This is a genomic window from Pseudonocardia sp. 2-7 (genome assembly GCF_056341085.1).
Genome location: NZ_CP094507.1, coordinates 5,362,081 through 5,385,326, shown reverse-complemented (window position 1 = coordinate 5,385,326; position 23,246 = coordinate 5,362,081). Strand labels below are relative to the sequence as shown.

The following is a 23,246-nucleotide window of genomic DNA, read 5'->3' as shown; positions in this document are numbered from 1 at the left end:
GCGGAAACGTGCTGATCGATGCTCAGTTGCCGTGCCGGGGCGGCATGGTGGGGCGACCGGTGGTGTGGCGGTACGGCGGCTCCGTGCCGTCCTGCGGGCGGGGGCCGGGGCCGGGGCCGTGCGGCGGCACCGCGCCACCGTGCCGTGGTGCGGTCCCGCCGTGCTGCGGGGCACGACCGGGCTGGACGAACGTCGTCTGCCCGTCCCGGGGGCGTCCGGCCCGCGGCGCCGGGCCGCTCCCGACGGCCGGCATCTGCATGGTGACCGCGGCCGGGTCGTCGTCGGCGGAGCGGCCGGTGACGGTGGCGGCGGCCGCACCGGTCGCGGCGCCCGCGACGCCGTCGACCGGGCCGGCGGGGCCCCCGCGCCTGGACGCGGCCCGCGCCCGCAGCACCTCGAACACGATCGGCAGCACCGAGATCAACACGATCGCGATGAGGATCAGGTCGATGTGCTCACGGACGAACGCGAACTGGCCGAGGAAGTAGCCCAGCACCGTCACGCCCGCCGCCCACGCGACGCCGCCGATCAGCGAGTACGTCAGGTAGCGCTTCGGGTCCATCCGCGCGACGCCGGCGCTCACGGTGATGAAGGTCCGCACGATCGGCACGAAGCGGCCGAGGACGATGGCCCGGTTGCCGTACTTCTCGAAGAACTCGTGGGTCTTCTCGACGTGCTTGGGGTTGAACAGCTTCGACTTCGGCTTGTCGAAGATCGCCGGGCCGGCGCGGTAGCCGATGCCGTAGCCGACGGCGTTGCCGGCGAAGGCGGACACCACCAGCACCAGGCAGACCAGCCACAGCGGCACGCCGATCGCGCCCTGCGCGACGAACAGGCCCGCGGTGAACAGCAGCGAGTCGCCCGGGAGGAAGAACCCGAGCAGCAGCCCGCACTCCGCGAAGATGATCGCAGCGACGCCCACCAGGGCCCACGGACCCAGGGACTCGATGATCACCGCCGGGTCGAGCCAGTCGGGACCGAGGGCGAGCGTCTGCGTCGCGGCGAGAACCGTCACGTCGGGAAACGGTACCGGCCGGGTGATGTGGATCGACGTGGCCGTCGCTGTGGGGGTGCTGTGAGCGGCTCAGCCGAGGGCGGGCAGCGCACCCGGCAGGAGCACCGACACCAGCGCGAGACCCCCGCCGAGCAGGGCACCGAGGAGCAGCGCGATCACCGCGGCCCAGACGATCTGGCCGGTCGCCGAACGAGCGGGCTCCGGCGCCGGGGCCTGCTGCGGCCGGCGCTGCGGGGGCGGCCCGGGACGCGGGACCGGCGGCGGGAGCCGGCCGGGGACGCGCGGCGGCACGGGGGCCGGGCCCGCCGCGGGGCGCTGCGGCATCGGGCGCCCGCGGGCCTGCGCCTGCAGCGCCTCGCCGATCCGGCGGGCGGCGTCGTCGCGGCCGGGCTGCGGCGGCTGGGGGCCGGTCATCGCAGCTCTCCCGGACGCCGGACGGCCTCGGTCCCGGCCCGCTCGGCCATGATCCGGGCGACGGCGTCGAGCGCGCGGCTGGCGGTCGACTTCACCGTGCCCCGGCTCATCCCGGCGGCCTCGGAGATCTCGGACTCGGTGAGCCCGCCGTAGTAGCGCAGGACGAGGACCTCGCGCTGGCGCGGCGGGAGCTGGCCCAGCGCGTCGACGACCGACTGGTGCTCGGCCGACAGCATGGCCAGCGACTCCGCGGAGCGGGCGTTCGCCGCGTGCGGCGGCACGTACTCGCGTGCCGTGCGACGGCGCCGCAGCACCGACCGGGACCCGTTCACCACGGCCGCACGCAGGTAGGCGACGGCGGCCGTCTCGTCCCGCAGACCGGTCCAGTGCCGGTGCAGGCCGGTGAACGCCTCCTGCACCACGTCCTCCGCGGTGGCCGGGATGTCCACCAGCAGCATCGCGAGGCGCATGAGCCGCAGGCGGTGGTCGCGGTAGAGGTCGGCCAGCGTCAGGGGTGTCTCCGGGCCCTGCCGGGCCCCGGAACCACCCGGCCCGTCGACCGGGGCCGCCGCCGTGCCCGGGGCGAACGGGTGCGGCCCGGTGCCCGCGGGCGCCGGTCGGCTGTCGATGGCGCGCAACCGGCCCAGCGTCCGGTCGACGGCGTTCTCGGCGCGCTCCTCCTCCACGCCCACCACACTAGCGACCACCACCGACAGGCTCCGCAGCATTACCCGGTGCAGCGGTCGACGGCGTCGCCCGTGGTGAGACCAGGCCCATGGCAGACGATGGCTCCCCCTTCCCCGCGGGTACGTGATACTCACCCGGAGACAAGGAGCGCTGCGCGGAGCAGCGACCGCCGACGACGAGGAGGCAGGCCCCGTGCCCATCGCCACGCCCGAGATCTACAACCAGATGCTGGACAACGCCAAGAGCGGCGAGTTCGCCTACCCGGCGATCAACGTGACCAGCACCGAGACCCTCAACGCGGCGCTGCGCGGGTTCGCGGAGGCGGGCTCCGACGGCATCGTGCAGGTCTCGACCGGTGGCGCGGAGTTCCTGTCCGGCACCCGGGTGAAGGACATGGTCACCGGCTCGGTCGGCCTCGCCGAGTTCGCGCACGTCGTCGCGGACAAGTACCCGGTCAACATCGCGCTGCACACCGACCACTGCCCCAAGGACAAGCTGGACTCGTTCGTGCGTCCGCTGATCGCGATCAGCCAGGAGCGCGTGGACAAGGGGCAGAACCCGCTGTTCCAGTCGCACATGTGGGACGGCTCCGCGGTCGAGCTCGAGGAGAACCTGAAGATCGCGGCCGAGCTGCTGGAGCAGGCGGCCAAGGCGAAGATCATCCTCGAGGTCGAGATCGGCGTCGTCGGCGGCGAGGAGGACGGTGTCGCGAACGACATCAACGACAAGCTCTACACCGCCCCCGGCGACTACGAGCGCACCGTCGAGGTCCTCGGCTCCGGCGACAAGGGCCGTTACCTGCTGGCCGCGACCTTCGGCAACGTGCACGGCGTCTACAAGCCGGGCAACGTCAAGCTCCGCCCCGAGATCCTCAAGCAGGGCCAGGAGGTGGCCGTGCAGAAGCTGGGGCTCGACGCCGGCGCCAAGCCGTTCGACCTGGTCTTCCACGGCGGGTCCGGCTCGCTGCTCGAGGAGATCCACGAGGCTCTGGGCTACGGCGTCGTGAAGATGAACGTCGACACCGACACCCAGTACGCCTTCACCCGGCCGATCGTGTCGCACATGTTCGCCAACTACGACGGCGTGCTCAAGATCGACGGCGAGGTCGGCAACAAGAAGGTCTACGACCCGCGCTCGTACCTGAAGAAGGCCGAGGTCGGGATGAGCGAGCGCGTCATCGAGGCGTGCGAGTCGCTGAAGTCCGCCGGCAAGGCCCTCTGAGTCCTCCTCCGGATCCTCGTCGTGTGCCCACCGGTTGGCGACGACCGGTGGGCGCGCGCCAGGATGGCGGCATGAGTCTGCACGGCAACCTGCTCGAGCCCGACGACACGCGCCTCCCGGTCGACCCCGCCGCGGCGGACCTGACCGCGGGCAAGGACCCGTCGGAGGTGGCGGCGGGGTCGCCGTCGTCGTCGATCGCCTGGGCGGTGCTCGCCGAGCGCGCCCTCGACGCCGGGGAGACCGTCGCCGCCTACGCCTACGCCCGCACCGGCTACCACCGCGGTCTGGACCAGCTGCGCCGCAACGGCTGGAAGGGCTTCGGTCCGGTGCCGTGGTCGCACGAGCCGAACCAGGGCTTCCTGCGGTCGAGCGGCGCGCTGCTGCGCGCCGCCACGGCGATCGGGGAGGCCCCCGAGGTCGAGCGCCTGCGCACCCTGATCAACGACTCGGACCCGGAGGCGCTCGCCGCCCTCGGCGTGTCCTGACGCCGGTGGCCGCGTGGGACCGGGTCCGCTCACGCGGCCGGGCCGGAGCCCGGCGCGTCCGCGCGTCGTGGCTGCCGATCCTGCAGTGCTCCATGGCCGCCGGCCTCGCCCTCTGGGTGGCCGGTGACCTGGTCGGTCACACGCGGCCGTTCTTCGCGCCGATCGCGGCGGTGCTCAGCCTGGGCATGTCGCTGAACTCGCGGCTGCGCCGCACGGCCGAGCTCGTGGTCGGGGTGAGCATCGGCGTCCTCGTCGGCGACCTGCTGATCGCGCAGATCGGCAGCGGACTCTGGCAGCTGGTGCTCGTCGTCGCGCTCGCGCTGGTCATCGCGGTGTTCACCGACGGCGGGACCCTGTTCGTCAACCAGGCCGCGGTGTCCGCGGTGCTGGTGACGACGCTGCTCCCGCCCACCGAGACCGGGGGGATCGACCGCTGCATCGACGCCCTGATCGGCGGCCTCGCCGGGATCCTGGTCGCCGCCGTCATCCCCGCGCATCCGGTCCGGATCGTGCGCCGGGTCGCCCGCCGGGTGCTCGACGACCTCGTCACCGTGCTCACCGAGACCGCGACGGCGCTGCGCGAGGGCGACCGGGAGAGCGCGTCGCGGGCGCTGGCCCGGGCCCGCGACACCCAGGCCGTCATCGACGAGCTGCGCACGGCGGTCAGCTCCGCGGGCGAGGTCGTGACGGTCTCACCGATGCACCGGCCGCGCCGGGCCATGCTGCGCCGCTACCGGACGCTCGCCGAGCGGGCCGACTACGCCCACCGCAACGCCCGGGTGCTCGCCCGGCGCGCGATGACCGCGATCGAGGACGGCGAACCGGTCCCGCCCGGTCTGCCGGACGCGATCACCGAGCTCGCCGTCTCCGTCGAAGCGCTGATCGGGGAGCTCGGGCAGGACGGCGACCGCGAGAAGGCGCGCGGCCCGATCCTGGAGGCCGTGCAGCACGCACCGGTCCTCGCCGACCCCGGTGCGGTCGTCGCCCGGCCGGCGGAGGGGCAGCCGGCCGCGGCGCCCGCGGTCTCGGCGCCCGTGCTGGTCGCCCAGGTCCGCTCGATCGCCGTCGACCTGTTGCAGGCGACCGGGATGACCCGCAGCGAGGCGCTGCGTGCGTTGCGTGGGCAACTCACCGATCCGCACGGGGACTGAACGGGCGGAAGGGCTTCCGTCACGGGCCGGTCACGGAGCAGAATCGGGCCTCGTTCGGCGCCGGGACGTCGGTCCCCCCTGCACGGAGTTGTGGACGTCGCTCACTGATCGGGGTTCACGGTGCAGCTGTTCATCCGCTACGTCCTCGCGCCACTCGTCCGGCTCGTGTGGCGGCCCCGCGTGCGCGGCGCGGACCGCATCCCGGCCACCGGGCCGGTGATCCTCGCGGCGAACCACCGTGCGGCCGTCGACACGGCGTTCATCCCGCTCGTCGCCCCGCGCAGGGTCGCCTTCCTCGGCAAGGCCGAGTACTTCACCGGCCGTGGTCTGCGCGGACGCCTGATGGCCGCGTTCCTGGGGGCGCTCGGCTACATCCCGGTCGACCGGTCCAACGCCCGCGCCGGCCTCGCCGCGCTCGCCGCGGGACGCAAGGTCCTGGAGCGCGGCGGTGCGTTCGGCATCTACCCGGAGGGCACGCGCTCCCTCGACGGCAAGCTGCACCGCGGCCACACCGGCGTCGCGTCGCTGGCGCTGTCGACGGGGGCGGTCGTCGTGCCCGTCGGCCTGATCGGGACCGAGCGCGTGCAGCCGATCGGTCGGCTGTTCCCGCGCCTGGCCCGGGTCGAGATCCGCTTCGGGCGGCCGCTGGAGTTCAGCCGCTACGAGGGACTGGAGGGCGCTCCGGCGATCCGGCGCGCGGTCACCGACGAGATCATGGACGCCATCGCGGACCTGTCCGGGCAGACCTATGTGGACAGCTATCACCGGCGCCCGGACGACTCGGCCGCCGCGGCCTGACCGGAACGGGCCCGGTGGCGACGGTGGCGGGCTAGCCTGCTGCGGTCCTGTTCCTGTCCGGGGGAGCGTCGCCGGTGGTCCGACTCGTTGTCGTCCTGCTGTTCGTGTGCGGGGTGGTCGTGGGGTGTGGGGCTGCGGAGCCGGAGGGGCCGTTTCCGCCGCGGCCGGCGGAGATCGACGTGGCGAATGTCGACCCGTGTGTGGCGATGACCCCTGAGCTCCGGCAGCGCCTCGGGGTGGAGGGTGACGAGCCGGCAGTTGTCGAGCTGGCGGACGGTCCGAGCCGCGCATGCTCGTGGGGAAACTACGACACTGCCGAGAGCTATACCGTGCAGACAATCGACACCCCGGCGGCGCGACTGTCGAACGCACGCGGGGCGACTCTCACCGCAGTCGACGGATTCGGAGCGGTCCGGGTCGTCGATAGCGAGGACACCGCACCACTGTGCGAGCTGTACATCGACACTTCCGCCGCCAGCAGCGTTCGTGTGCAGGTCCGCGATTCGGGTTACGACGATCGGAGCCGCGGGTCCATCGACGAGGTGTGTCGCTCGGCCGAGACCCTGGCGACCAGTTACTTGACTGCTGCCCGTTCGCGCTGAGCCCAACGACGCGGATTCGCGCCTGCGAACGCCTTCGCTCGACTGGGGGTTCACCGCAGTGCGTTCGACCTATTCTCCGCCGTATGCAGACGTCCGCACCCCAACCACGCGGCTCGATCAGCGATGCGCTCATGCTTCAGGTCGATAAGGACAACGTCATGAGGGTGTACCGCCACATGGATGAGCATGCTCGCGCCTTGCAGAGGGGCCGATTCACAGCGGACCGTCTCCGGGAGATCCCGCCCTGTGGGGACGACCCTGCTTCTCTCGACGCTGTATCCGTCTTTCAGCCGAAGATCGATCTGATCACAGACCTGCACCGGCACTATATGAACGAGATTCTTGAAGCGCGCGACCGGCTGAAGAAGACCGCGCAGGAGTACGGGCTGATCGAGGACGAGAACGCGGCAACCCTGACGCCCACGACTCCGCCGTACAGCGGTCCGCTGCTCGAGCGTTAGGGATCCGAGCATGCCCCTCCCTCGCTGCTACAACTACGAAGCGTTCGACATCGCGACCAAGGCTGCTTGGATCCTCGGCAAACCCGGCGCCGAGGCCACCCGGCAGACCTCCGACGGTCTCCGCAAGCTCGTCGACGACATGGCGACCACCAAGCAGACCCTCGACCGCGGCATGGCCGATCTCGGCATCTCGTGGCAGGGCCCCGCCGCCCGGGCCGCCCAGGAGTCCCTGGACCGCACCGCCACCGGCGTCGACGGCACCGCGAACGTCGCCCGGAACGGCGCCGACCGCATGCTCGACCACGGCAGCGCGTTCGAGCGCATGCGCGGTCAGGTCCGCTTCATGGACCCGGCCGAGTTCTCCTGGATCCAGCGCGCGGGCGACAACATCAGCGAGGCCTGGCAGTCCCTCCGGGGCAGGGGCGCCGACCACGTCACCATCGCCGAGCACAACCAGATCAACGACGAGGTCGCGAACCGCGCGCTCCAGAGGTACGAGTCCGAGACCTCCGCGATCGACGACCGCTTCACCACCGAGGCGGCCGCCGCGCCCCCGCCCGCGACGTCTCCGGGCGTCACGCCGGGTCCCGGCGGTCCGCCGGGACCGCAGCCCGGCGTCTCCGTCGCTCCGGGTGGGGGCGGACTTCCCGGCCCTACACCGGGCCCGGCCGGCGTCGGGCTTCCCCCGGTCGGGTCGGCATCGCAGCCGGTGTCGGCGCCTCCCAGCCCGTCGGGCGGCGTCGGTGCGGGCGGCGGCCCCGGTGGTGGTGCCGGTGCCGGAGGCGGTGGCGGGCCCTCGCCCGTCGTCCCGCTGCCGAGCGGACCGGCGTCCTCGGGCGCCGGTGGAGGCGGTGCCGGGGTGCCGGGCTCCCGCATCCCGCCCGTTCCGGACCGCGTTCGGATCCCGACCCCGACCCCGACCCCGACCCCGACCCCGACCCCGGCGCCGGACGCCGCCCGTACCCGCGAGGACCTCGCACGCCGCTTCGGCGACCAGGCACGTCGGCAGCAGCTCGTCCGCCCCCTCGCGCAGACCGGCCCCGCCCCGCAGACCCGCTACGGCAGCGGGACCGGGCCGTACGGAGCCGGTTCCGCAGCGGGCCGCGGCGCCCTCGGCGCCCCGTTCGGCGAGCCCCGCGGCACCGCGCGGCTGCCGGGCGCGGCGACCGAACCGTACGGACCCGGCGGTCGCGGCGGGGCCGGGACGGCGTGGGGCACCGAGCCCCGCACACCCGGGCCACGGAGCGGCGGCGCGCCCGAGCCGTGGACCGGCGCCAAGGCGGCGGAGGCTCGCGGCGGGGCCGGCTACGGCCCGATGGCAGGCGGCGTCCCGGGCGGTCGCGGCGAGGGCCGGGACCACCGCAACCGCTATGTCGTCCCCACCGACGAGGTGTTCGACGTCGGGATCACCGCGACCGACGCCGTGCTCGCCCCCGAGGACCCCGGGCGCTGATCAGCCCGGCAGCACCGGCCGCCACGGCTCGGTGTGCCGGTACCAGGCCCACCGCTTGATCTCCCGCGGGTGCGCGATGCCGTCGCGGACGGGCGTCGCACCGGTCGTCCCGATCTGGATCGCCCGCCCGGTCGTGCCGGTCACCCCGCGGCCCGCCCGCACGTGCACGCCCTCGGGCCCCGCGTCGACGACGAGCATCTTCACGCGGCCGTGCAGCACGCGCGTCGCGTCGCAGTAGGCCTCGCCGTAGAGGTCGGGGATCTCCCCGCGGCCGGCGAGGACGCCGCCGTTGTCGTCGCGCACCAGCGGCATCTCGCGCGCGGTGCCGGACCGGGCGAGGGCGACGGCGTCGTCGAACCGGGTCGGGACTCCCCAGTTCGCGGCGGCCCGCGACCGTCGGGACACCGGCAGGTAGGCGATCTCGGTCGCCAGCGCGTCCCGCCGGAGCAGCCGGAGGAGCACGGCGGCGAGGTCGGCGTCGTCGCCGTGCACGATCAGGCGCGGGACGGGGAGCAGACCGTCGATCTCGGCCTTGCCGGGGCGCGGACCCACGGTGACCGAACGCACCGCGGGATCGGACACCAGCGACGACGGTGGGCGTTCCCGCCGCGCGCCGGGCCGGATACCGTGGAAGGGAAGCCGGTGACGCCGCTGCGGCAGGCAGTCGAGGAGAACCGCTTCGGGATCGGTCGGAACCACTGATCGAGTACCCTCCTCGCCGCGGAAACCGGAAATCACGCCCGGTCCCGCGACCGTGACGAGCGTGTGTGAACTGGAGTCTCTTACATGCCCGCAATCGTGTTGATCGGCGCCCAGTGGGGCGACGAGGGCAAGGGCAAGGCGACCGACCTGCTGGGCGGGCAGTTCGGCTGGGTCGTCCGCTACCAGGGCGGCAACAACGCCGGGCACACCGTCGTCACGCCGGACGGCCGCGACTTCGCGCTGAAGCTCATCCCGTCCGGGATCCTGTCCCCGGGCGTGAAGAACGTGATCGGCAACGGGGTCGTCGTGAACCCCGAGGCGCTGATCGAGGAGAAGGCCGGGCTGGAGCGGCGCGGCGTCGACACCTCCGGCCTGCTGATCTCGGCCGACTCGCACCTGATCATGCCGTACCACGTGGCGATCGACCGGGTCACCGAGCGCTACCTGGGCAAGGCCAAGATCGGCACGACCGGTCGCGGCATCGGCCCGGCCTACCAGGACAAGGTGGCCCGGGTCGGCGTCCGCGCCGCGGACCTGCTCGACGAGAAGATCCTGCACCAGAAGGTCGAGGCGGCCCTCGAGCTGAAGAACCAGATCCTGGTCAAGGTCTACAACCGGCGCGCGCTGGACTTCAACGAGGTCGTCGACACCGTCCTGGAGCAGTCGAAGGAGTTCGCCGACAAGATCGTCGACACCCGGCTGCTGCTGAACGAGGCCCTGGAGCGCGGTGAGACGCTGCTGCTCGAGGGCTCGCAGGGCACACTGCTCGACGTCGACCACGGCACCTACCCCTTCGTGACCAGCTCGAACCCGACCGCGGGCGGTGCGTCGGTCGGTTCCGGCATCGGCCCGAACAAGATCACCCGGGTGATCGGGATCCTGAAGGCCTACACGACCCGCGTCGGCTCCGGTCCGTTCCCGACCGAGCTGCACGACGAGATGGGCGAGTTCCTGCGCAAGACCGGCGGCGAGGTCGGTGTGAACACCGGCCGTGCGCGGCGCTGCGGCTGGTTCGACGCCGTCATCGGGCGCTACGCGGTGCGGGTCAACGGCATCACCGACCTCTTCCTGACCAAGCTGGACGTGCTGTCCGGGCTGGAGGCGGTGCCGATCTGCGTCGGCTACGAGGTCGACGGCCACCGCGTCGACGAGATGCCGATGACCCAGACCGGCTTCCACCACGCCGTCCCGGTCTACGAGGAGATGCCCGGCTGGGTCGAGGACCTCTCCGGTGCCCGCACCTGGGAGGACCTGCCCCCCGCCGCGCAGGCCTACGTGCAGCGGATCGAGGAGCTCACCGGCGCGCCGGTGTCCGCGATCGGCGTCGGCCCCGGGCGGGACCAGACGATCACCCGCTGACCGGCTGCGCCGGCGGCGTCACGACGACCGCCGGCGTTCGTCGCGGACCGGTGTCACCAGGATCGCGGCCAACGGTGCCGCGGCGGCGATCGCGAACGCCGCCGCGTAGCCGGTCGCGCCGACCAGGGCGCCGAGCGCGGCCGGGACCACCGACGCGACGGCGTTCTGGCCGGTGTTCTGCACCCCCAGCGCCCGCCCCGACCAGGCGGGTCCGGCGATCTCGGCGGTGCTGGTGAACGCCAGCCCGTTCGGGGCGACCGTCACCACCGCCCCGACGGCGAGCATCGTGACCGCCAGCCATCCGGCGACGGCGTCGCCGAGCGCGAACAGCAGCAGCACCGCGGCCGCGGCGGCCGCGACCTGGCGCATCGGGCGCAGCCGGGACCCGACCCGGTCCGACCAGACCCCGGTCGCGATCCGGCCGACCGCCCCGGCGATCTGCCCACCGGCGACGAACGCGCCCGCCGCCGCCACGTGCCACCCCTGCTCGCGGACCAGGTACTCGGTCGCGAACGACGCCACCGCGAACTGCGAGACCACCAGCAGCGCACTCGCGCCGTGCACCCGCCACAGCACCGACGTCCCGTAGGGGGAGCGCTCCGGCTCGGCCCCCGCGGGCCGCGGCGCCCGGGGCGGGTCCGGCGCCAGCGTCGCGACCAGCACCGACGCGACGACGCACAGCACCGCGGGCAGCAGCAGCGCCTGGAACGGCCCGACGGCTGCGGCCAGGGTCGGCAGCGTCAGCCCGGCCACGGCGACGCCCAGCGGCTGGGACGTCTGCCGGATCCCCATCGCGGTGCCGCGCTCGTGCGCGGCGAACCAGCCCATCACCATCCGGCCGCTGGCGGCGAACACCGACGCCGCGCCCGCGCCGCCCAGGCCGAGCAGCACCAGCAGCAGCGGTCCGGGCCCGATCGGCAGCAGCGCCGCACCCGCGACGGCCGCCGCGCACAGCGCGAGCCCGACCGTCATCACCCCGCGTTCGCCGGACCGGTCGGCGGCGGCGCCCCACAGCACCAGCGTGCACAGCAGACCGACCGTCGGTGCGCCGACGTAGGCGCCGACCTGGGCCAGCGACAGTCCCTCCGTGTCACGCAGCAGCGGCACCACGAACGGCAGCCCGTAGACGAACGAGCAGGCCGCGGTCTGGGCGAACACCCCGACGGCCAGCACCAGCCAGCGACGGCGGGTACGGGTCACGTCGACGGAGGTCATGTACCCACGCTAAGCATCTGTCCCACGATCCGGCCATTCGTTCCCGGATCGTGGGACGGAGTGCGGTGGGTCAGGAGGCGCAGTTCCCGGTGTCGGCGGGGGACGACGCGCCGCTCGCGGCCACGTTCAGCGCCTGCCCGACCTGCTCGGCCGTCAGCACGAAACCGGTCTCGGTGTCGTCCAGCGCGGCGCCGAACACGACGCCGACCACCCGCCCGTCGGGGGTGATCATCGGGCCGCCGGAGTTGCCGGAGCGCACCACCGCGCGGACGGTGTAGACGTCGCGCAGCACGCTGCCCTGCTCGTAGATGTCCGGGCCGCGCAGCCGGATCCGCTCGCGGATCTTGCCCGGGGTGACCGTGTACGGGCCGTCCAGCGGGTAGCCCAGGATGATCACGTCGTCGCCGACGCGGGCCGGGTCCGGGCTGAACTGCAGCGGCTGCTCCTCGAGGTCGGGCACGTCGAGCACGGCCACGTCGACCTCGGGGTCGTAGTGGACGACCTGGGCGTCGAGCTGGCGGGCCCGGCCGCTGGACGTCGTCACCTCGACGGTGGTGCTCGACGTCCCGGCGACGACGTGGGCGTTGGTCATCACCCGCTGCGGGGCGACGACGAACCCGGTCCCCTCCAGGGCGCGACGGCAGGACGGGGCGCGCCCGCGGACCTTCAGCACCCGGTCGCGGACCTCGGTGACCACCGGGGACTGCGCGAGCGCGGAGTCCGGCGGGCCGACCGCGGCGACCGGCGTCCGCGAGAACGGGCTGACGACGTCGGGGAAGCCGGAGTCGTCGAGGAGCTGGCGCAGCTCGGCCGGGAGCTTGCGCGCGGCGTCCGGCATCACGTCGTCCACGCCGGCGAGCACCCGCGAGTCGCGCAGGCCGCTGGTCAGGGTGGAGAAGCTCGTCGAGGACAGCGGCAGCGCGATCAGCCAGGCCGCCACCACCACCGCGACCGCCTGCACGCCGGCACCCAGCGTCGAGTCGACCTTGAGGGTGCCCTCGCCGCGGATCCGGTCGCGGATGAACCGTCCGAGGTAGACGCCCGTCGCCTCACCGAGCGCGACGAGCAGCACCACCACGCCGATCCCGAGCAGCACCTTCCCCTGCTGGGACTCCACCTGCCCGGCCAGCAACGGGGCGAGCCGCAGCCCGAGCACCGCGCCGGTCAGTACGCCGGCGAACGACAGCAGCGCCACCGCGACCCCGTGCCGCCAGCCGGACGCCGCGGCCAGCAGGGCGAGGATCACGACGACGACGTCGACCCAGCTGATGCTCACCGGTCCACCACGCCGTGGTCGTCCACCCGGACTCCTTCCGGTTCGTTCCGCCGGGCCCGGGCCCAGGCGTCGTCGAGATCGAGGACCCGGCCGGCGTCCCAGGGACGCTCCCAGCCGGACCGCTGCAGCAGTGCGGACAGCAGGCCCGCGGTGAAACCCCAGACCATCAGGCCCGCGGCGTCGAAGGCGGGGCCGGTGTGGCCGCTGGGGCCGCGCACGGTGAACCGGTTCGCCGGGTCGGTCAGGACCGCCACCGGGACCCGGACGACCCGGGCGACCTCGGCGGTGTCGACCACCCGTACCGGCGACGGCGACGCCCAGTGCGCCAGCACCGGGGTCACCAGGAACCCGGTGGGCGGGATGAACAGGTCCGGCAGGAGGGCCAGCGGTACCACCCCGGACGGGTCCAGCCCGGTCTCCTCCCGGGCCTCCCGCAGTGCGGCGTGCACCGGGCCGGTGTCGGTCGGGTCGAGCCGCCCACCGGGGAAGGCGACCTGCCCGGCGTGCGAGCGCAGCGTCGCCGCGCGCTCGGTGAGCAGCACGTCCGGCCCGCCGGACTCCCCGTCGGTGAACAGCATCAGCACCGAGGCCCGGCGCGGCTCGCCGGTGTCGGGCTGCAGGCGTCGCCAGCCGAACCAGGCCGGGTCCAGGCCCAGCGCCCCGTCGACGAGCGGGCGCAGCGACGCCGGCGCCGCCGCGGGGTCGGGGTCGGGCACCTGCGGCACGCCCGCCCGCGCGGTCACCGGAACCGCTCCACGGCGGCCGCGACGTCGTCGGCGGTGCGGAACGGGACGGGCGGGTCCACCATCGCGACGCCACCGTCCGCGCGGGTCACGTAGCTGACCGGGAGCAGCGGCGGGGTGTCCAGCGCGCGGCGCACGGCCCGCTGCGGGTCGGTCACGGCCGGCAGGGTGACCCCCAGCTGCGCGGACAGGGTCAGCGCGGCCACCGGGTCGTCCTGCACGTCGACGGTGAGCACCGGCAGTGCGCCGGGGCGCTGTGCGTACGCCTGCAGCGCGGGCAGTTCGTCGCGGCACGGCACGCACCACGACGCCCAGAAGTTGACCAGCGTCGGACGCCCGGTCAGGGCCGCGCCCAGGTCGGTACGGCCGTCGGCGCCCAGGCACGGCACGGTGATCCCGGCGAGCGGACCGGCCGGGGTGCTGCCGGACGGGGCGGGGCACGGTGCCAGCCGGGCCGAGGCCCGCGCGGCGGCCAGTGCCTGCGGGTCCGCGGCGGCGAGGTCGGTCTCGGGCCGGTCGGCCGGGGCGGCGCTCGCCGCGGGACCGGCACCGCCGCTCCCGCCGGAGGTGGGGCCCGAGGGCCACAGCGCCCAGACCGCGATCGCGACCAGGACGACGACGACCACGGTCGAGACGATCTCGGAGCGGGAGGCGCCTGTCCGGGTCACCGGCCGTCCCCGGGCGGCCCCGCGATCCCCGCGAGTGCGAGCAGGTGGTCCCGCTCCGGGCCCTTGACCAGCGCCGCGGCCTCGCCCGGGTCGGTGGGGCCGAGCCCGAAGGCGGGACAGTCCGCCGCGAGCGTGCAGGCGCCGCAGGCCGGCTTGCGCGCATGGCAGACCCGGCGGCCGTGGAAGATCACGTGGTGGGACACGATCGTCCAGTCCCGCCGCGGGACGAGCTCGCCGATCGCGTGCTCGACCTTGACCGGGTCCTCCTCGGTCGTCCAGCCCCAGCGGCGGACCAGGCGTCCGAAGTGGGTGTCGACGGTGATCCCGGGGACCCCGAACGCGTTGCCGAGGATGACGTTCGCGGTCTTGCGCCCGATGCCGGGCAGCTTCACCAGCTCGTCCAGTGTCGACGGCAGCTCCCCGCCGTGCCGCTCGACGACGGCGGCGCCCAGCCCGGTCAGCGACGTCGCCTTGTTCCGGTAGAAGCCGGTGGAGCGGATCAGTTCCTCGAGCTCCGTCCGGTCGGCGCCCGCGTAGTCCGCGGCGGTGGGGTACCGGGCGAACAGCGCGGGGGTGACCTGGTTGACCCGCTCGTCGGTGCACTGCGCGGACAGGATCGTCGCGACGGCGAGGTCCAGCGGGGTGGTGAAGTCCAGCTCGCAGTGCGCGTGCGGATAGGCCTCCGCCAGCGACCGGAGGATGCGGTTGACCCGGCGCGCTCGCCCGATCGGGCTCTCCCCGGCCGCGACGCGCGCGGCCAGACCGGCGGCGGCGCGGGGGGTGGGCCGCGACGCCCGCGACGGCCGTCCGGCGGAGGTGCTCACGTGACCGAGCGTACGGGTGGGCACCGACAGTCGTGTCACGGTGTCGCGCCGTGCACCGCTCGTCGCCGGGCGCGGTCCGGTCCGCGTCGGGGGGCGTTCGACCGGCCGGCGTGGCGACGCGTCCGACGAGCGGTGCGCGCACCCGGCCGGGTGTGCGCCGAACGGGCTACGAGGTCACGGTCGCGTCACGAAGACGTCGACGCGGCCACCCCCGACCGGCCGGGCTGCGAACCCGTACGGGAGGATCGGAGTTGCCATGACTGCCTGGTTGAGCGTTCTCGTCCCGCTGCTCGTGATGTTCTTCGCGCTCGGTATGGAGCGCGTGGAGTCCCGCATGCGGGAGTCCACCGTGCGCCAGGACGAGCTGGACGAGATGCTCGAACAGCCGCGTCCGGACGAGGTCCGTGCCCTGTTCCGGTCCGGCACGGGCCGCGCGCTGGAGCTGTTCCGGCTGCGTAACCGGCGCCGCCGGGGGGCTCGTCGGAGTCAGGTCCCGTCGGCCTGACAGGATCGCGTACGGGTGCGGGACAGCGCCCCGCGACGAATCGGACCCGATCGGATGTCAATCCGATCGGGCCAGTGGTGCGCACGTGTGTGGCGAATACCTCTACACTGACGCGCCGACGACCCGCCGTGACGACACGGCCGGTGAACGAGGAGCATTGCAGTGGACGAGGTTCTGATCCGGGCAGGGATCTTCCAAGGTGTGGAGCCCCAGGCCGCCGAGGCGCTGGCCGAAGCTCTGGAGACTGCCGAGTTCTCCCGCGGGCAGGTCATCTTCTCCGAAGGCGAGCCCGGTGACCGCCTCTACATCGTGTCGGGCGGGAAGGTGAAGCTCGGCCGGAAGTCCCCCGACGGCCGGGAGAACCTGCTCATGGTGGCCGGCCCGTCGGACATGTTCGGCGAGCTGTCGATCTTCGACCCGGGCCCGCGCACGTCGTCGGCGACCGCGGTCACCGAGGTGCGCTGCTACACCATGGACCGCAGCGCGCTGCGGGAGTGGATCGGCAAGCGTCCGGAGATCGCCGAGCAGCTGCTGCGCGTGCTGGCCCGTCGCCTGCGCCGCACCAACAACATGCTCGCCGACCTGATCTTCACCGACGTGCCGGGCCGTGTGGCGAAGTCGCTCCTGCAGCTCGCGCGCCAGTTCGGCTCCCAGGAGTCGGGGCTGCTGCGGGTCACCCACGACCTCACGCAGGAGGAGATCGCCCAGCTCGTCGGCGCCTCCCGCGAGACCGTGAACAAGGCGCTCGCCGACTTCGCGCACCGTGGCTGGCTGCGTCTCGAGGGCAAGAGCGTGCTGATCCTGGAGCCGGAGCGGCTCGCGCGGCGCGCGCGCTGAATTCTCTGGTACGGGCGTCCCAGATCATGTGATGCTGGGGCGTGCCCGCCGCTCTCTCCGACTACCGCGCCGCCCTGGGCACCCCCGGGGCGGCCGCGCCGGTCTGTGCCTCCGTCCTCGGTCGGTTCCCGATCGCGATGCACAGTCTCGCCACGCTGCTCTACGTCCGTGAGGTCCACGGCTCCTACGCCGTCGCCGGAGCGGTCTCGGCGGCGCTGCTGATCGGGACCGCGGTCGGCACGGTCGTGCAGGGGCGGGTGCTGGACCGGCTGGGCCCGACCCGGCCGATGCTGGTGCTCGTCGCGGTCTACCTGCTGTGCGTCACCGGGCTGGTGCTGGGCATCGAGTACCGGGCGGCGCTGCCGCTCACCGTCGCGGTCGCGGTCGTCACCGGGCTCGCGACGCCGGCGTTCGAGGGGTCGTCGCGGGCGCTGTGGTCGGACCTGACCCCGCCCGGGCCGCGCCGCGAGGCCGCCTACACCTACGAGGCGATCAGCCTCGAGATCTTCTTCATCATGGGTCCCGCGCTGGCCGCGGTGCTGGTGGTGGCGACGCCGTGGCCGGGCACCGCGCTCGTCGTCGCGGCGACCGCGGAGATCGTCGGCACCACCTGGTTCGCGCTGACCGCCGCCGTACGACGCCGCTCGGCCCGCATCCGAGCCGAGCGCGCCGACGGGTCGCTGGCGGTCGAGGCCGGGCTGCTCGGGGTGTTCCGGCGCCCGGGGCTGCGGACGGTGGCGCTGGCGTCGCTCGGGTTCGGGCTGGTGGCGGGGACCGCCGAGGTCGGCGTGATCGCCGCGACCGCGTTCGCCGGCTCGCCCGCCGCCGGCGGGGTCCTGCTCTCGCTCTGGTCGGTGGTCTCGGTGCTGACCGGGGTGCTCTACGGGATGCGGCCCTGGCCGCGGCCGTTGCATCTGCGGCTGCCGGTCCTGCTCGCCGGCTTCGCCGTCCTGGTGACGGCGATGGGGCTCGTCTCCCCGCTCGGCTCGCTGGTGCTGCTGGCCGTGGTGATGATGGTCGCCGGCGCGCTGATCACCCCGCAGGTCACCGCGCACTCCCTCGGCGTCGAGCAGACCGCTCCGGCGGGGTCGGCGACCGAGGCGTTCAACTGGATGGTGATGGCCGCGGTGCTCGGGGTCTCGGTCGGGCAGGCCCTGTCCGGCGTCATGATCGACCTCGTCGGGCCGGGCGGGTACGCGGCGGGCGGCGTACTGGGGCTGCTGGTCGCGGGGCTGCTGTGGCTGCGCCGCGGCTCGGTCGCCGACACCGAGCCCCGCGTCGTCGCGGCCGGGAGCCCGGCGTGAGCGGCGCCGGGGAGCTGCGGCGGCTGCGCGACGTCGTCGCCGGTGACATGGCCGGCGCGGACGTCGCGCACGACCTCGGGCACCTCGACCGGGTCGCCGGGCTGTCGGCCCGGCTCGCGGTGCGGGAGGGTCTGGACGGGTTCGTCGCCGCCGTCGCCGCCTATGTGCACGACCACCACCGGGCCGCCGAGGCCCGGCTCGGCCGCGTCGTCGCCCCCGCGGAGGTCCGCGACGACGCCCGGGACGCACTGCGTCGCGGCGGGGTCGCCGAGCAGCTGTGGGACCCGGTGCTCGACGCCGTCGAGGCCACCGGCCGCTACTCGTTCTCGGAGGCGGCGTCGGCGCCGACGGCGGACCGGATCGCGGCCTGCCTGCACGACGCCGACATGCTCGACGCGATGGGCGCCACCGGCATCGCCCGCGCGTTCGCCTACGGCGGCGCGATCGGCGAGCCCCTGTGGGACCCGGCCGCGGGCGTCGCGACCGGCGGCTACCGGTCCGGGCCGACCGGCTCGGTCGTCGCCCACTTCCACGAGAAGCTGCTGCGGCTGCGCGGCGAGCTGCGCACCGCCGCCGGCCGCGAGATGGGCGAGCGGCGGCACGCGGCCCTGGAGGAGTTCCTGCGCCGGTTCCGCGAGGAGTGGGTCGACGCCCACGGCGACTCCGACGGCGCCCCGCCCGGGGTCTAGATCGGGTCGAGGATCCGCTTCAGGAACTGCCGGGTGCGGGGCTGTTCCGGCTCGACCAGCACCCGCGACGGCGGACCGGACTCGGCCACCACCCCGCCGTCGACGAAGAGGATCTGGTCGGCGACCTGCTGGGCGAAGCGGATCTCGTGGGTGACGATGACCATGGTCCGGCCCGCCGTCGCCAGGTCCTTGATGACCCGCAGGACGTCGCCGACGAGCTCGGGGTCCAGCGCCGAGGTGGGCTCGTCGAACAGCATCAGCTGCGGGTCGAGGGCCAGCGCGCGGGCGATCCCGACGCGCTGCTGCTGGCCGCCGGAGAGCTGGTACGGGTACTGGTCGGCCTTCTCGGCCAGCCCCACCTGGTCCAGCAACCGCCGGGCGTCGGCGGTCGCGTCGGCCCGGGGGCGCCGCTGCACGATCACCGGGCCCTCGATGACGTTCTCCAGCACGGTGCGGTGCGGGAACAGGTTGTGCGACTGGAACACCATCGCGGTCCGGGACCGGAACCGGGCCAGCGTGGACCGGTCGACGGGGGCACCGAAGTCGACGGCCAGGTCGCCGATGGTGATCACCCCGGCGTCGGCCCGGTCCAGTGCGTTCAGGGCACGCAGCACCGTCGTCTTGCCCGAACCGGACGGCCCGATCACCGCGGTGACGGTCCCGGCCGGGACGTCGAACCCGATGTCGCGCAGGACCTCCAGCGTCCCGAAGGACTTCCGCAGGCCCCGGACGGTCAGCAGGTCGCTCATCGCGCCACGTACCTCTCCAGCCGCGTCTCCACCCGTACCTGCACGGACGAGAGGATCAGGCAGACGATCCAGTAGTACACCGCGGCCACGCCGTAGAGGGCGAAGAAGTCGAACGTCGGCGCCGCGGCCAGCTGGGCGACCCGCAGCAGCTCGGTCACCAGGATGGTCGAGGCCAGCGAGGTGTCCTTGACCAGCGAGATCAGCGTGTTCGACAGCGGGGGGACGGCGGTGCGCGCGGCCTGGGGGAGGATCACGCGTCGCAGCGTCGTCGGGTACCCCATGCCGATGGTCTGCGCGGCCTCCCACTGCCCCTTCGGGATGGACAGGATCGCCGCCCGGATGACCTCGGCCGCGTAGCCGCCGACGTTGAGGCTGAACGCGATCACCGCGGACGGGAACGGGTCGATCACCAGCCCGAGCTGCGGGAGCGCGTAGAACACGATGAACAGCTGGACCAGCAGCGGGGTGCCGCGCACCACCGAGATGTAGGCGCGGGCCAGCCAGGACAGCGGCCTGATCGAGGAGATCCGGGCCAGGGCCAGCAGCAGGGCCAGGACCAGCCCGATGACGAAGCTGATCGCCGTCAGCGGGATGGTCGTCGTGACCGTCGCCCGCAGCATCGGCCACAGGTTGCGGCCGATCAGCTCCCAGGTGGCGGGATCCATCTACTTCCCGCTGACGTCGCTGCCGAAGTACTTCTCGGACAGCTGCTTCAGCGTGCCGTCGGCCCGTAGCTCGGCCAGCGCCCGGTCCACGTCGGGCATCAGGCCGCTGTCCTTGCGGGCGGCGAAGGCCTGCTCGCTGGTGTCCCCGGTGGTGCCGGCGACCTTGACGCCCCTGTCCCCGGTCGACTTCTCGTACTCGCCGACGGCGAGGGTGTCGTTGACGGTCGCGTCGATCCGGCCGTCCTTGAGCAGCTGGACGGCCTGGACGAAGCCCTCGACGGCCTCGACGTTCGCGCCGGCGCCGCGGGCGACCTCGGCCCAGTTGCTGGTCGCGGACTGGGCGGTGGTGCGGCCCCGCAGGTCGGCCAGGCTCCGGATCGCGGTGTCGTCGGCGCGGGTGACGATCACGCCCTCGGACACGGTGTAGGGCGTGGAGAGGTCGTACCTGGCCTTCCGCTCGTCGTTGACCGTGACCTGGTTGGCGACCAGGTCGATCCGCTTCGACTCGAGCGCGGCGAAGATCGAGTCCCACGGGGTCTGGACGAACTCGACCTCCTTGCCCAGCTTGGCGCCGACCGCACGGGCGACCTCGACGTCGTAGCCGGTCAGCTGCCCGTCGGGACCCTGGAAGCTGAAGGGGCTGTAGGTCCCCTCGGTGCCGATGCGCAGCGTGTCGGACCCGCCGCTGCTGCAGCCGACGAGGGTGGTGAGGGCCAGCAGCGCGGCGGCCAGGGCCAGGATCGTGCGACGCACGGGGTCTCCTTCGAGCGGAACGGGGCCGACGGACGGCGATGCCCCGTCGAGATGCGGGGACCCTAGGCCGGTCGGTCGTGTCGGTTCAACGCTCCGTGCGGTCCCGTTCATCCACGCAGGTGATCCAGCTGTGCGCGCACGGACAGCTCGGCGGCGTCCCACAGCGAGGTGTCGACGTCGGCGTAGACGACCTCGACGACGTCGCGTGCCGAGGCGTCGGGCCCGAGCCGCTCCAGCGCGGCCCGCACCTGCTCCAGCCGCTGCTCGCGGTGGGCGAGGTAGTGCCGCGCGGTCTCGGCGGCGTCCGGGAGCTCCGGACCGTGCCCGGGGAGGACCGGGGTGCCCGCGGGCAGCTCCGCGATCCGGCGCAGCGAGTCCAGGTAGGGCCCGAGGGTGCCGTCGGGGTGGGCGATGACGGTGGTGCCGCGGCCGAGCACGGTGTCGCCGGAGAGCAGCGCGACGCCGTCGGAGCCGGGGCCGCGCAGCAGCAGCGACACCGAGTCCGAGGTGTGGCCGGGGGTGGTCAGCACCTCCAGCTCGACCCCGCCACCGGCGACGACGGCGCCGTCGACCAGCGGGGTGGTCCCCGACGCCAGCGACGGGTCCGCGGCGAACACGGGTGCCCCGGTCAGCTCGACGAACCGGCCGATCCCGCCGGCGTGGTCGTGGTGGCGGTGGGTCAGGACGACCGCGGTCACCGGCGGGCCGTCGGCCAGCGCCTCCAGGTGCGTGCCGTCGTCCTCACCCGGGTCGACGACGATCCGGTCGTGCGCGTCCGACGCCGCGAGGACCCAGGTGTTGGTGCCCTCCAGGGTCATCGGGCCGGGGTTGTCCTGCAGCAGCACCGACGCCAGCGGGTGCGCGGCGCGCAGGGTGCCGTAGAGCGGGTGGCTCACCGGGTCGTCTCCTCGTAGATCCAGTCGGGGTCGCCGGGCAGGGTGATCGTGACGACCCTGCCCTCGCGCCGCACCTCGGGGGTCATCGGCTCGATGTCGCGCGCCGCGGCGGCGGCCAGCACCTCGTCCGCGCTGTCGTGCCGGTGCAGCTCCTGCAGGGTCCGCAGGGTGGGCGGCATCAGCTGGAGGTCGCCGTCGTCGTGGCCGGACAGGGCCTCGGCCGGGCTCCACCAGCGCGCCTCGACGGCCTCGGTGGTGGCGTCGTCGGCGACCTGGCCGTCCGGCACGCGGGCGACGAGGAACGCGGTGTCGTAGCGCTTCGGGTTGCGCGGCGGGGTGATCCAGCGGGACCACGGGACCAGCAGGTCCGCGCGCAGCTCCAGGTCGTGCGCCGCGAGCAGCTCCGGCAGCGTGATCCGGCGGGCGACGAGGTCGTCCCGCCAGGCCGCGGCGGCGTCCAGCGGGCCGGGCTCGGTGCCGGCGGGGGCGGCCAGCAGCACGCCGCACTCCTCGAACGTCTCGCGGACGGCGGCCGTCACCAGCGCGGCGGCCAGGTCCGCGGGCTGGGCCAGCCGGGCGCCGAACCGCTCCGGCTCCGGTCCGCGCCATCGGGCGGGGTCCGGCTCGTCACCGGCGGAGACCCCGCCGCCGGGGAACACGGTCATGCCGCCGGCGAACGCCATCCCGGCCACCCGCCGCTGCAGGAAGACCTGCAGGTCACCGGTGCCCGGCTCGTCGCGGACCAGCAGGACGGTCGCGGCGGCCCTCGGCTCGACCGGCTGCGCTGCCGGATCATCGCTCATGGCCGCCGACCCTAGGTCATGATCGGGGCCGGTCGGCGGTGAGAATGCCCGCATGCGTATCGGACTGCTCGGCGCCGGACCGTGGGCGCGCCAGGTGCACGCCCCCGCCATCGCGGCGCATCCCCGCTGGTCGGCGGCCGGGGTGTGGGCGCGACGGCCGGAGGCGGCCGCCGGGATCGCCGCGGTCTCCGGGGGTCCGGTGCACGCCTCGGTCGAGGACCTGCTCGACGCGTGCGACGCCGTCGCGTTCGCCGTCCCGCCCGCCGTGCAGGCCGAGCTGCTGGAGCGGGTGGTGGCCGCCGGGAAGCACGTCGTGCTCGAGAAGCCGCTGGCCGCGGACCTGCCCGCCGCGGAACGGGCCGCCGCCGCGGTCGCGGCCTCGGGCGTCCGGTCGGCGACGATGCTGACCCTGCGGTTCGACCCGGCGATCCGGGCCTGGCTCGGCGCGGTCCCGGCCGGCGCCGGCGGTCCCGGGACGACCGCGACCGCCCGCTGGCTGTCCGGGGCGCTGCTCGGCGGGCCGTTCGCTGCGTCGTCGTGGCGGGCCGAGCACGGGGCGCTGCTCGACGTCGGCCCGCACGTCGTGGACCTGCTCGACGCGGCGCTGGGACCGGTCGTCGACGTCGACCACGCCCATCGCGACGAGCCCGACCTGTGGCGGATCGGCCTCGTCCACGACGGCGGCGCCCGCAGCTCGGTGGTGCTGTCGCTGCGTGTCCCGGTGGATCCGACCGAGTTCGAGGTGGCGCTGGTCGGCGGACTCGGGGAGGACGGCCGCGGCCGGTACGTGCTCGACCGTCGCCCGGCCGATGCGGTCGCCTGCTTCGGCGCGCTGCTCGACGACCTCGCCGCCGCGATCGGCTCCGGCGCCGACCTCCCGGTGGACGCCGCACGGGCGCTGCACCTGCAGCGGGTGATCGACCGGATCGTGCGCGCGGTCGGCTGATCCCCCGCACCGGCCGCCGGCCAGG

General features: G+C 74.2%; 27 protein-coding genes. 13 read left to right on the top strand and 14 right to left on the bottom strand.

Translation table 11 applies throughout. The features are described from left to right. Nucleotides 1-22: 22 nt before the first annotated feature. From MTO91_RS26075 to MTO91_RS26065, 3 genes are all read right to left on the bottom strand, one after another. On the bottom strand, nucleotides 23-1,015 hold the full coding sequence (locus MTO91_RS26075; RefSeq protein WP_405420955.1) for a DedA family protein: 993 nt from the start codon (nucleotides 1,013-1,015) through the stop codon (nucleotides 23-25). A gap of 69 nt (nucleotides 1,016-1,084) precedes the next feature. Then, the gene (locus MTO91_RS26070; RefSeq protein ID WP_208822261.1) at nucleotides 1,085-1,429 is read right to left on the bottom strand and encodes a hypothetical protein; all 345 of its coding nucleotides are present in this window, start codon (nucleotides 1,427-1,429) and stop codon (nucleotides 1,085-1,087) included. Continuing rightward, nucleotides 1,426-2,157 carry an RNA polymerase sigma factor gene (locus tag MTO91_RS26065; RefSeq protein WP_083474417.1) on the bottom strand — a complete coding sequence of 244 codons (732 nt, stop codon included), beginning with the start codon at nucleotides 2,155-2,157 and terminating at the stop codon, nucleotides 1,426-1,428. Before MTO91_RS26065 ends, MTO91_RS26070 begins: the two co-directional genes overlap by 4 nt. Before the next feature lie 151 nt (nucleotides 2,158-2,308). Between MTO91_RS26065 and fbaA the strand changes: the two genes are divergently transcribed. From fbaA to MTO91_RS26030, 7 genes are all read left to right on the top strand, one after another. Next, a complete protein-coding gene (gene fbaA, locus MTO91_RS26060) occupies nucleotides 2,309-3,337 on the top strand; it encodes a class II fructose-bisphosphate aldolase (RefSeq protein ID WP_062398779.1) in 1,029 nt (342 codons plus the stop codon). Between the two features lie 71 nt (nucleotides 3,338-3,408). Next, on the top strand, nucleotides 3,409-3,822 hold the full coding sequence (locus MTO91_RS26055; RefSeq protein WP_405420963.1) for a DUF3151 domain-containing protein: 414 nt from the start codon (nucleotides 3,409-3,411) through the stop codon (nucleotides 3,820-3,822). A gap of 5 nt (nucleotides 3,823-3,827) precedes the next feature. After that, nucleotides 3,828-4,973 carry an FUSC family protein gene (locus MTO91_RS26050; RefSeq protein WP_251783411.1) on the top strand — a complete coding sequence of 382 codons (1,146 nt, stop codon included), beginning with the start codon at nucleotides 3,828-3,830 and terminating at the stop codon, nucleotides 4,971-4,973. 120 nt (nucleotides 4,974-5,093) lie between these two features. Further along, on the top strand, nucleotides 5,094-5,771 hold the full coding sequence (locus MTO91_RS26045; RefSeq protein WP_405420965.1) for a lysophospholipid acyltransferase family protein: 678 nt from the start codon (nucleotides 5,094-5,096) through the stop codon (nucleotides 5,769-5,771). A gap of 74 nt (nucleotides 5,772-5,845) precedes the next feature. Beyond that, nucleotides 5,846-6,373 (top strand): DUF3558 family protein, encoded by a 528-nt coding sequence (locus tag MTO91_RS26040; RefSeq protein WP_476653101.1) that lies wholly within the window; start codon nucleotides 5,846-5,848, stop codon nucleotides 6,371-6,373. A gap of 83 nt (nucleotides 6,374-6,456) precedes the next feature. After that, the gene (locus MTO91_RS26035; RefSeq protein ID WP_346102022.1) at nucleotides 6,457-6,834 is read left to right on the top strand and encodes a hypothetical protein; all 378 of its coding nucleotides are present in this window, start codon (nucleotides 6,457-6,459) and stop codon (nucleotides 6,832-6,834) included. A 10-nt stretch (nucleotides 6,835-6,844) separates the two neighbouring features. Next, nucleotides 6,845-8,287, top strand: a complete 1,443-nt coding sequence (locus MTO91_RS26030) for a WXG100 family type VII secretion target (protein WP_476653099.1) — start codon at nucleotides 6,845-6,847, stop codon at nucleotides 8,285-8,287. Here MTO91_RS26030 and MTO91_RS26025 read toward each other — a convergent pair whose 3' ends face one another. Continuing rightward, entirely contained in the window at nucleotides 8,288-8,869 is a 582-nt protein-coding gene (locus MTO91_RS26025; RefSeq protein ID WP_476653098.1) for a hypothetical protein, read from the bottom strand. Between the two features lie 204 nt (nucleotides 8,870-9,073). Between MTO91_RS26025 and MTO91_RS26020 the strand changes: the two genes are divergently transcribed. Beyond that, a complete protein-coding gene (locus MTO91_RS26020) occupies nucleotides 9,074-10,348 on the top strand; it encodes an adenylosuccinate synthase (protein ID WP_476653097.1) in 1,275 nt (424 codons plus the stop codon). Between the two features lie 18 nt (nucleotides 10,349-10,366). Here the strand turns inward: MTO91_RS26020 and MTO91_RS26015 are convergent, their stop codons facing one another. From MTO91_RS26015 to nth, 5 genes are all read right to left on the bottom strand, one after another. Beyond that, nucleotides 10,367-11,563: an MFS transporter gene (locus tag MTO91_RS26015; protein ID WP_357438381.1), complete on the bottom strand. Its 1,197-nt coding sequence runs from the start codon at nucleotides 11,561-11,563 to the stop codon at nucleotides 10,367-10,369. A gap of 70 nt (nucleotides 11,564-11,633) precedes the next feature. Beyond that, nucleotides 11,634-12,833 (bottom strand): MarP family serine protease, encoded by a 1,200-nt coding sequence (locus tag MTO91_RS26010; protein WP_476654974.1) that lies wholly within the window; start codon nucleotides 12,831-12,833, stop codon nucleotides 11,634-11,636. A gap of 2 nt (nucleotides 12,834-12,835) precedes the next feature. After that, complete coding sequence (locus tag MTO91_RS26005; protein ID WP_476653095.1) at nucleotides 12,836-13,582, bottom strand: NUDIX hydrolase; 747 nt, start codon at nucleotides 13,580-13,582, stop codon at nucleotides 12,836-12,838. Beyond that, the gene (locus tag MTO91_RS26000; protein ID WP_476653094.1) at nucleotides 13,579-14,250 is read right to left on the bottom strand and encodes a TlpA family protein disulfide reductase; all 672 of its coding nucleotides are present in this window, start codon (nucleotides 14,248-14,250) and stop codon (nucleotides 13,579-13,581) included. Before MTO91_RS26000 ends, MTO91_RS26005 begins: the two co-directional genes overlap by 4 nt. After that, nucleotides 14,247-14,978 (bottom strand): endonuclease III, encoded by a 732-nt coding sequence (gene nth, locus MTO91_RS25995; RefSeq protein WP_304580140.1) that lies wholly within the window; start codon nucleotides 14,976-14,978, stop codon nucleotides 14,247-14,249. Before nth ends, MTO91_RS26000 begins: the two co-directional genes overlap by 4 nt. A gap of 352 nt (nucleotides 14,979-15,330) precedes the next feature. Between nth and MTO91_RS25990 the strand changes: the two genes are divergently transcribed. The 4 genes from MTO91_RS25990 (at nucleotide 15,331) to MTO91_RS25975 (ending at nucleotide 18,409) form a co-directional block, all read left to right on the top strand. Further along, nucleotides 15,331-15,579, top strand: a complete 249-nt coding sequence (locus tag MTO91_RS25990) for a hypothetical protein (RefSeq protein ID WP_043282623.1) — start codon at nucleotides 15,331-15,333, stop codon at nucleotides 15,577-15,579. Nucleotides 15,580-15,741: 162 nt separating this feature from the next. Next, nucleotides 15,742-16,416: a Crp/Fnr family transcriptional regulator gene (locus MTO91_RS25985; RefSeq protein ID WP_020628211.1), complete on the top strand. Its 675-nt coding sequence runs from the start codon at nucleotides 15,742-15,744 to the stop codon at nucleotides 16,414-16,416. A 41-nt stretch (nucleotides 16,417-16,457) separates the two neighbouring features. Then, nucleotides 16,458-17,720, top strand: coding sequence for an MFS transporter (locus MTO91_RS25980; protein ID WP_476653092.1), 1,263 nt, complete (start codon nucleotides 16,458-16,460; stop codon nucleotides 17,718-17,720). Next, nucleotides 17,717-18,409, top strand: a complete 693-nt coding sequence (locus tag MTO91_RS25975; protein WP_251783423.1) for an HD domain-containing protein — start codon at nucleotides 17,717-17,719, stop codon at nucleotides 18,407-18,409. The genes MTO91_RS25980 and MTO91_RS25975 overlap by 4 nt, the downstream gene beginning before the upstream one ends. Here MTO91_RS25975 and MTO91_RS25970 read toward each other — a convergent pair. The 5 genes from MTO91_RS25970 to MTO91_RS25950 form a co-directional block, all read right to left on the bottom strand. Next, nucleotides 18,406-19,158 (bottom strand): amino acid ABC transporter ATP-binding protein, encoded by a 753-nt coding sequence (locus tag MTO91_RS25970; protein WP_476653091.1) that lies wholly within the window; start codon nucleotides 19,156-19,158, stop codon nucleotides 18,406-18,408. The genes MTO91_RS25975 and MTO91_RS25970 overlap by 4 nt on opposite strands. After that, nucleotides 19,155-19,823 carry an amino acid ABC transporter permease gene (locus tag MTO91_RS25965; protein WP_357438386.1) on the bottom strand — a complete coding sequence of 223 codons (669 nt, stop codon included), beginning with the start codon at nucleotides 19,821-19,823 and terminating at the stop codon, nucleotides 19,155-19,157. Before MTO91_RS25965 ends, MTO91_RS25970 begins: the two co-directional genes overlap by 4 nt. Further along, nucleotides 19,824-20,576 carry an amino acid ABC transporter substrate-binding protein gene (locus MTO91_RS25960; protein WP_346102040.1) on the bottom strand — a complete coding sequence of 251 codons (753 nt, stop codon included), beginning with the start codon at nucleotides 20,574-20,576 and terminating at the stop codon, nucleotides 19,824-19,826. A gap of 107 nt (nucleotides 20,577-20,683) precedes the next feature. Next, nucleotides 20,684-21,472 carry an MBL fold metallo-hydrolase gene (locus MTO91_RS25955; protein WP_405420994.1) on the bottom strand — a complete coding sequence of 263 codons (789 nt, stop codon included), beginning with the start codon at nucleotides 21,470-21,472 and terminating at the stop codon, nucleotides 20,684-20,686. Then, a complete protein-coding gene (locus MTO91_RS25950; protein WP_346102044.1) occupies nucleotides 21,469-22,275 on the bottom strand; it encodes an NUDIX hydrolase in 807 nt (268 codons plus the stop codon). The genes MTO91_RS25955 and MTO91_RS25950 overlap by 4 nt, the downstream gene beginning before the upstream one ends. Before the next feature lie 52 nt (nucleotides 22,276-22,327). On the opposite strand from MTO91_RS25950, the gene MTO91_RS25945 reads away from it, so the two are divergent. Next, entirely contained in the window at nucleotides 22,328-23,221 is an 894-nt protein-coding gene (locus tag MTO91_RS25945; protein WP_476653090.1) for a Gfo/Idh/MocA family protein, read from the top strand. Nucleotides 23,222-23,246 lie beyond the last annotated feature (25 nt).

What these genes read in the sequence shown, in the direction of transcription:
- MTO91_RS26070 (WP_208822261.1), bottom strand. Translation starts at nt 1,429, where the DNA reads ATGACCGGCCCCCAGCCGCCGCAGCCCGGCCGCGACGACGCCGCCCGC.
- MTO91_RS26065 (WP_083474417.1), bottom strand. Translation starts at nt 2,157, where the DNA reads ATGCTGCGGAGCCTGTCGGTGGTGGTCGCTAGTGTGGTGGGCGTGGAG.
- MTO91_RS26055 (WP_405420963.1), top strand. Translation starts at nt 3,409, where the DNA reads ATGAGTCTGCACGGCAACCTGCTCGAGCCCGACGACACGCGCCTCCCG.
- MTO91_RS26035 (WP_346102022.1), top strand. Translation starts at nt 6,457, where the DNA reads ATGCAGACGTCCGCACCCCAACCACGCGGCTCGATCAGCGATGCGCTC.
- MTO91_RS26030 (WP_476653099.1), top strand. Translation starts at nt 6,845, where the DNA reads ATGCCCCTCCCTCGCTGCTACAACTACGAAGCGTTCGACATCGCGACC.
- MTO91_RS26020 (WP_476653097.1), top strand. Translation starts at nt 9,074, where the DNA reads ATGCCCGCAATCGTGTTGATCGGCGCCCAGTGGGGCGACGAGGGCAAG.
- MTO91_RS26015 (WP_357438381.1), bottom strand. Translation starts at nt 11,563, where the DNA reads ATGACCTCCGTCGACGTGACCCGTACCCGCCGTCGCTGGCTGGTGCTG.
- MTO91_RS25990 (WP_043282623.1), top strand. Translation starts at nt 15,331, where the DNA reads ATGACTGCCTGGTTGAGCGTTCTCGTCCCGCTGCTCGTGATGTTCTTC.
- MTO91_RS25970 (WP_476653091.1), bottom strand. Translation starts at nt 19,158, where the DNA reads ATGAGCGACCTGCTGACCGTCCGGGGCCTGCGGAAGTCCTTCGGGACG.
- MTO91_RS25965 (WP_357438386.1), bottom strand. Translation starts at nt 19,823, where the DNA reads ATGGATCCCGCCACCTGGGAGCTGATCGGCCGCAACCTGTGGCCGATG.
- MTO91_RS25950 (WP_346102044.1), bottom strand. Translation starts at nt 22,275, where the DNA reads ATGAGCGATGATCCGGCAGCGCAGCCGGTCGAGCCGAGGGCCGCCGCG.
- MTO91_RS25945 (WP_476653090.1), top strand. Translation starts at nt 22,328, where the DNA reads ATGCGTATCGGACTGCTCGGCGCCGGACCGTGGGCGCGCCAGGTGCAC.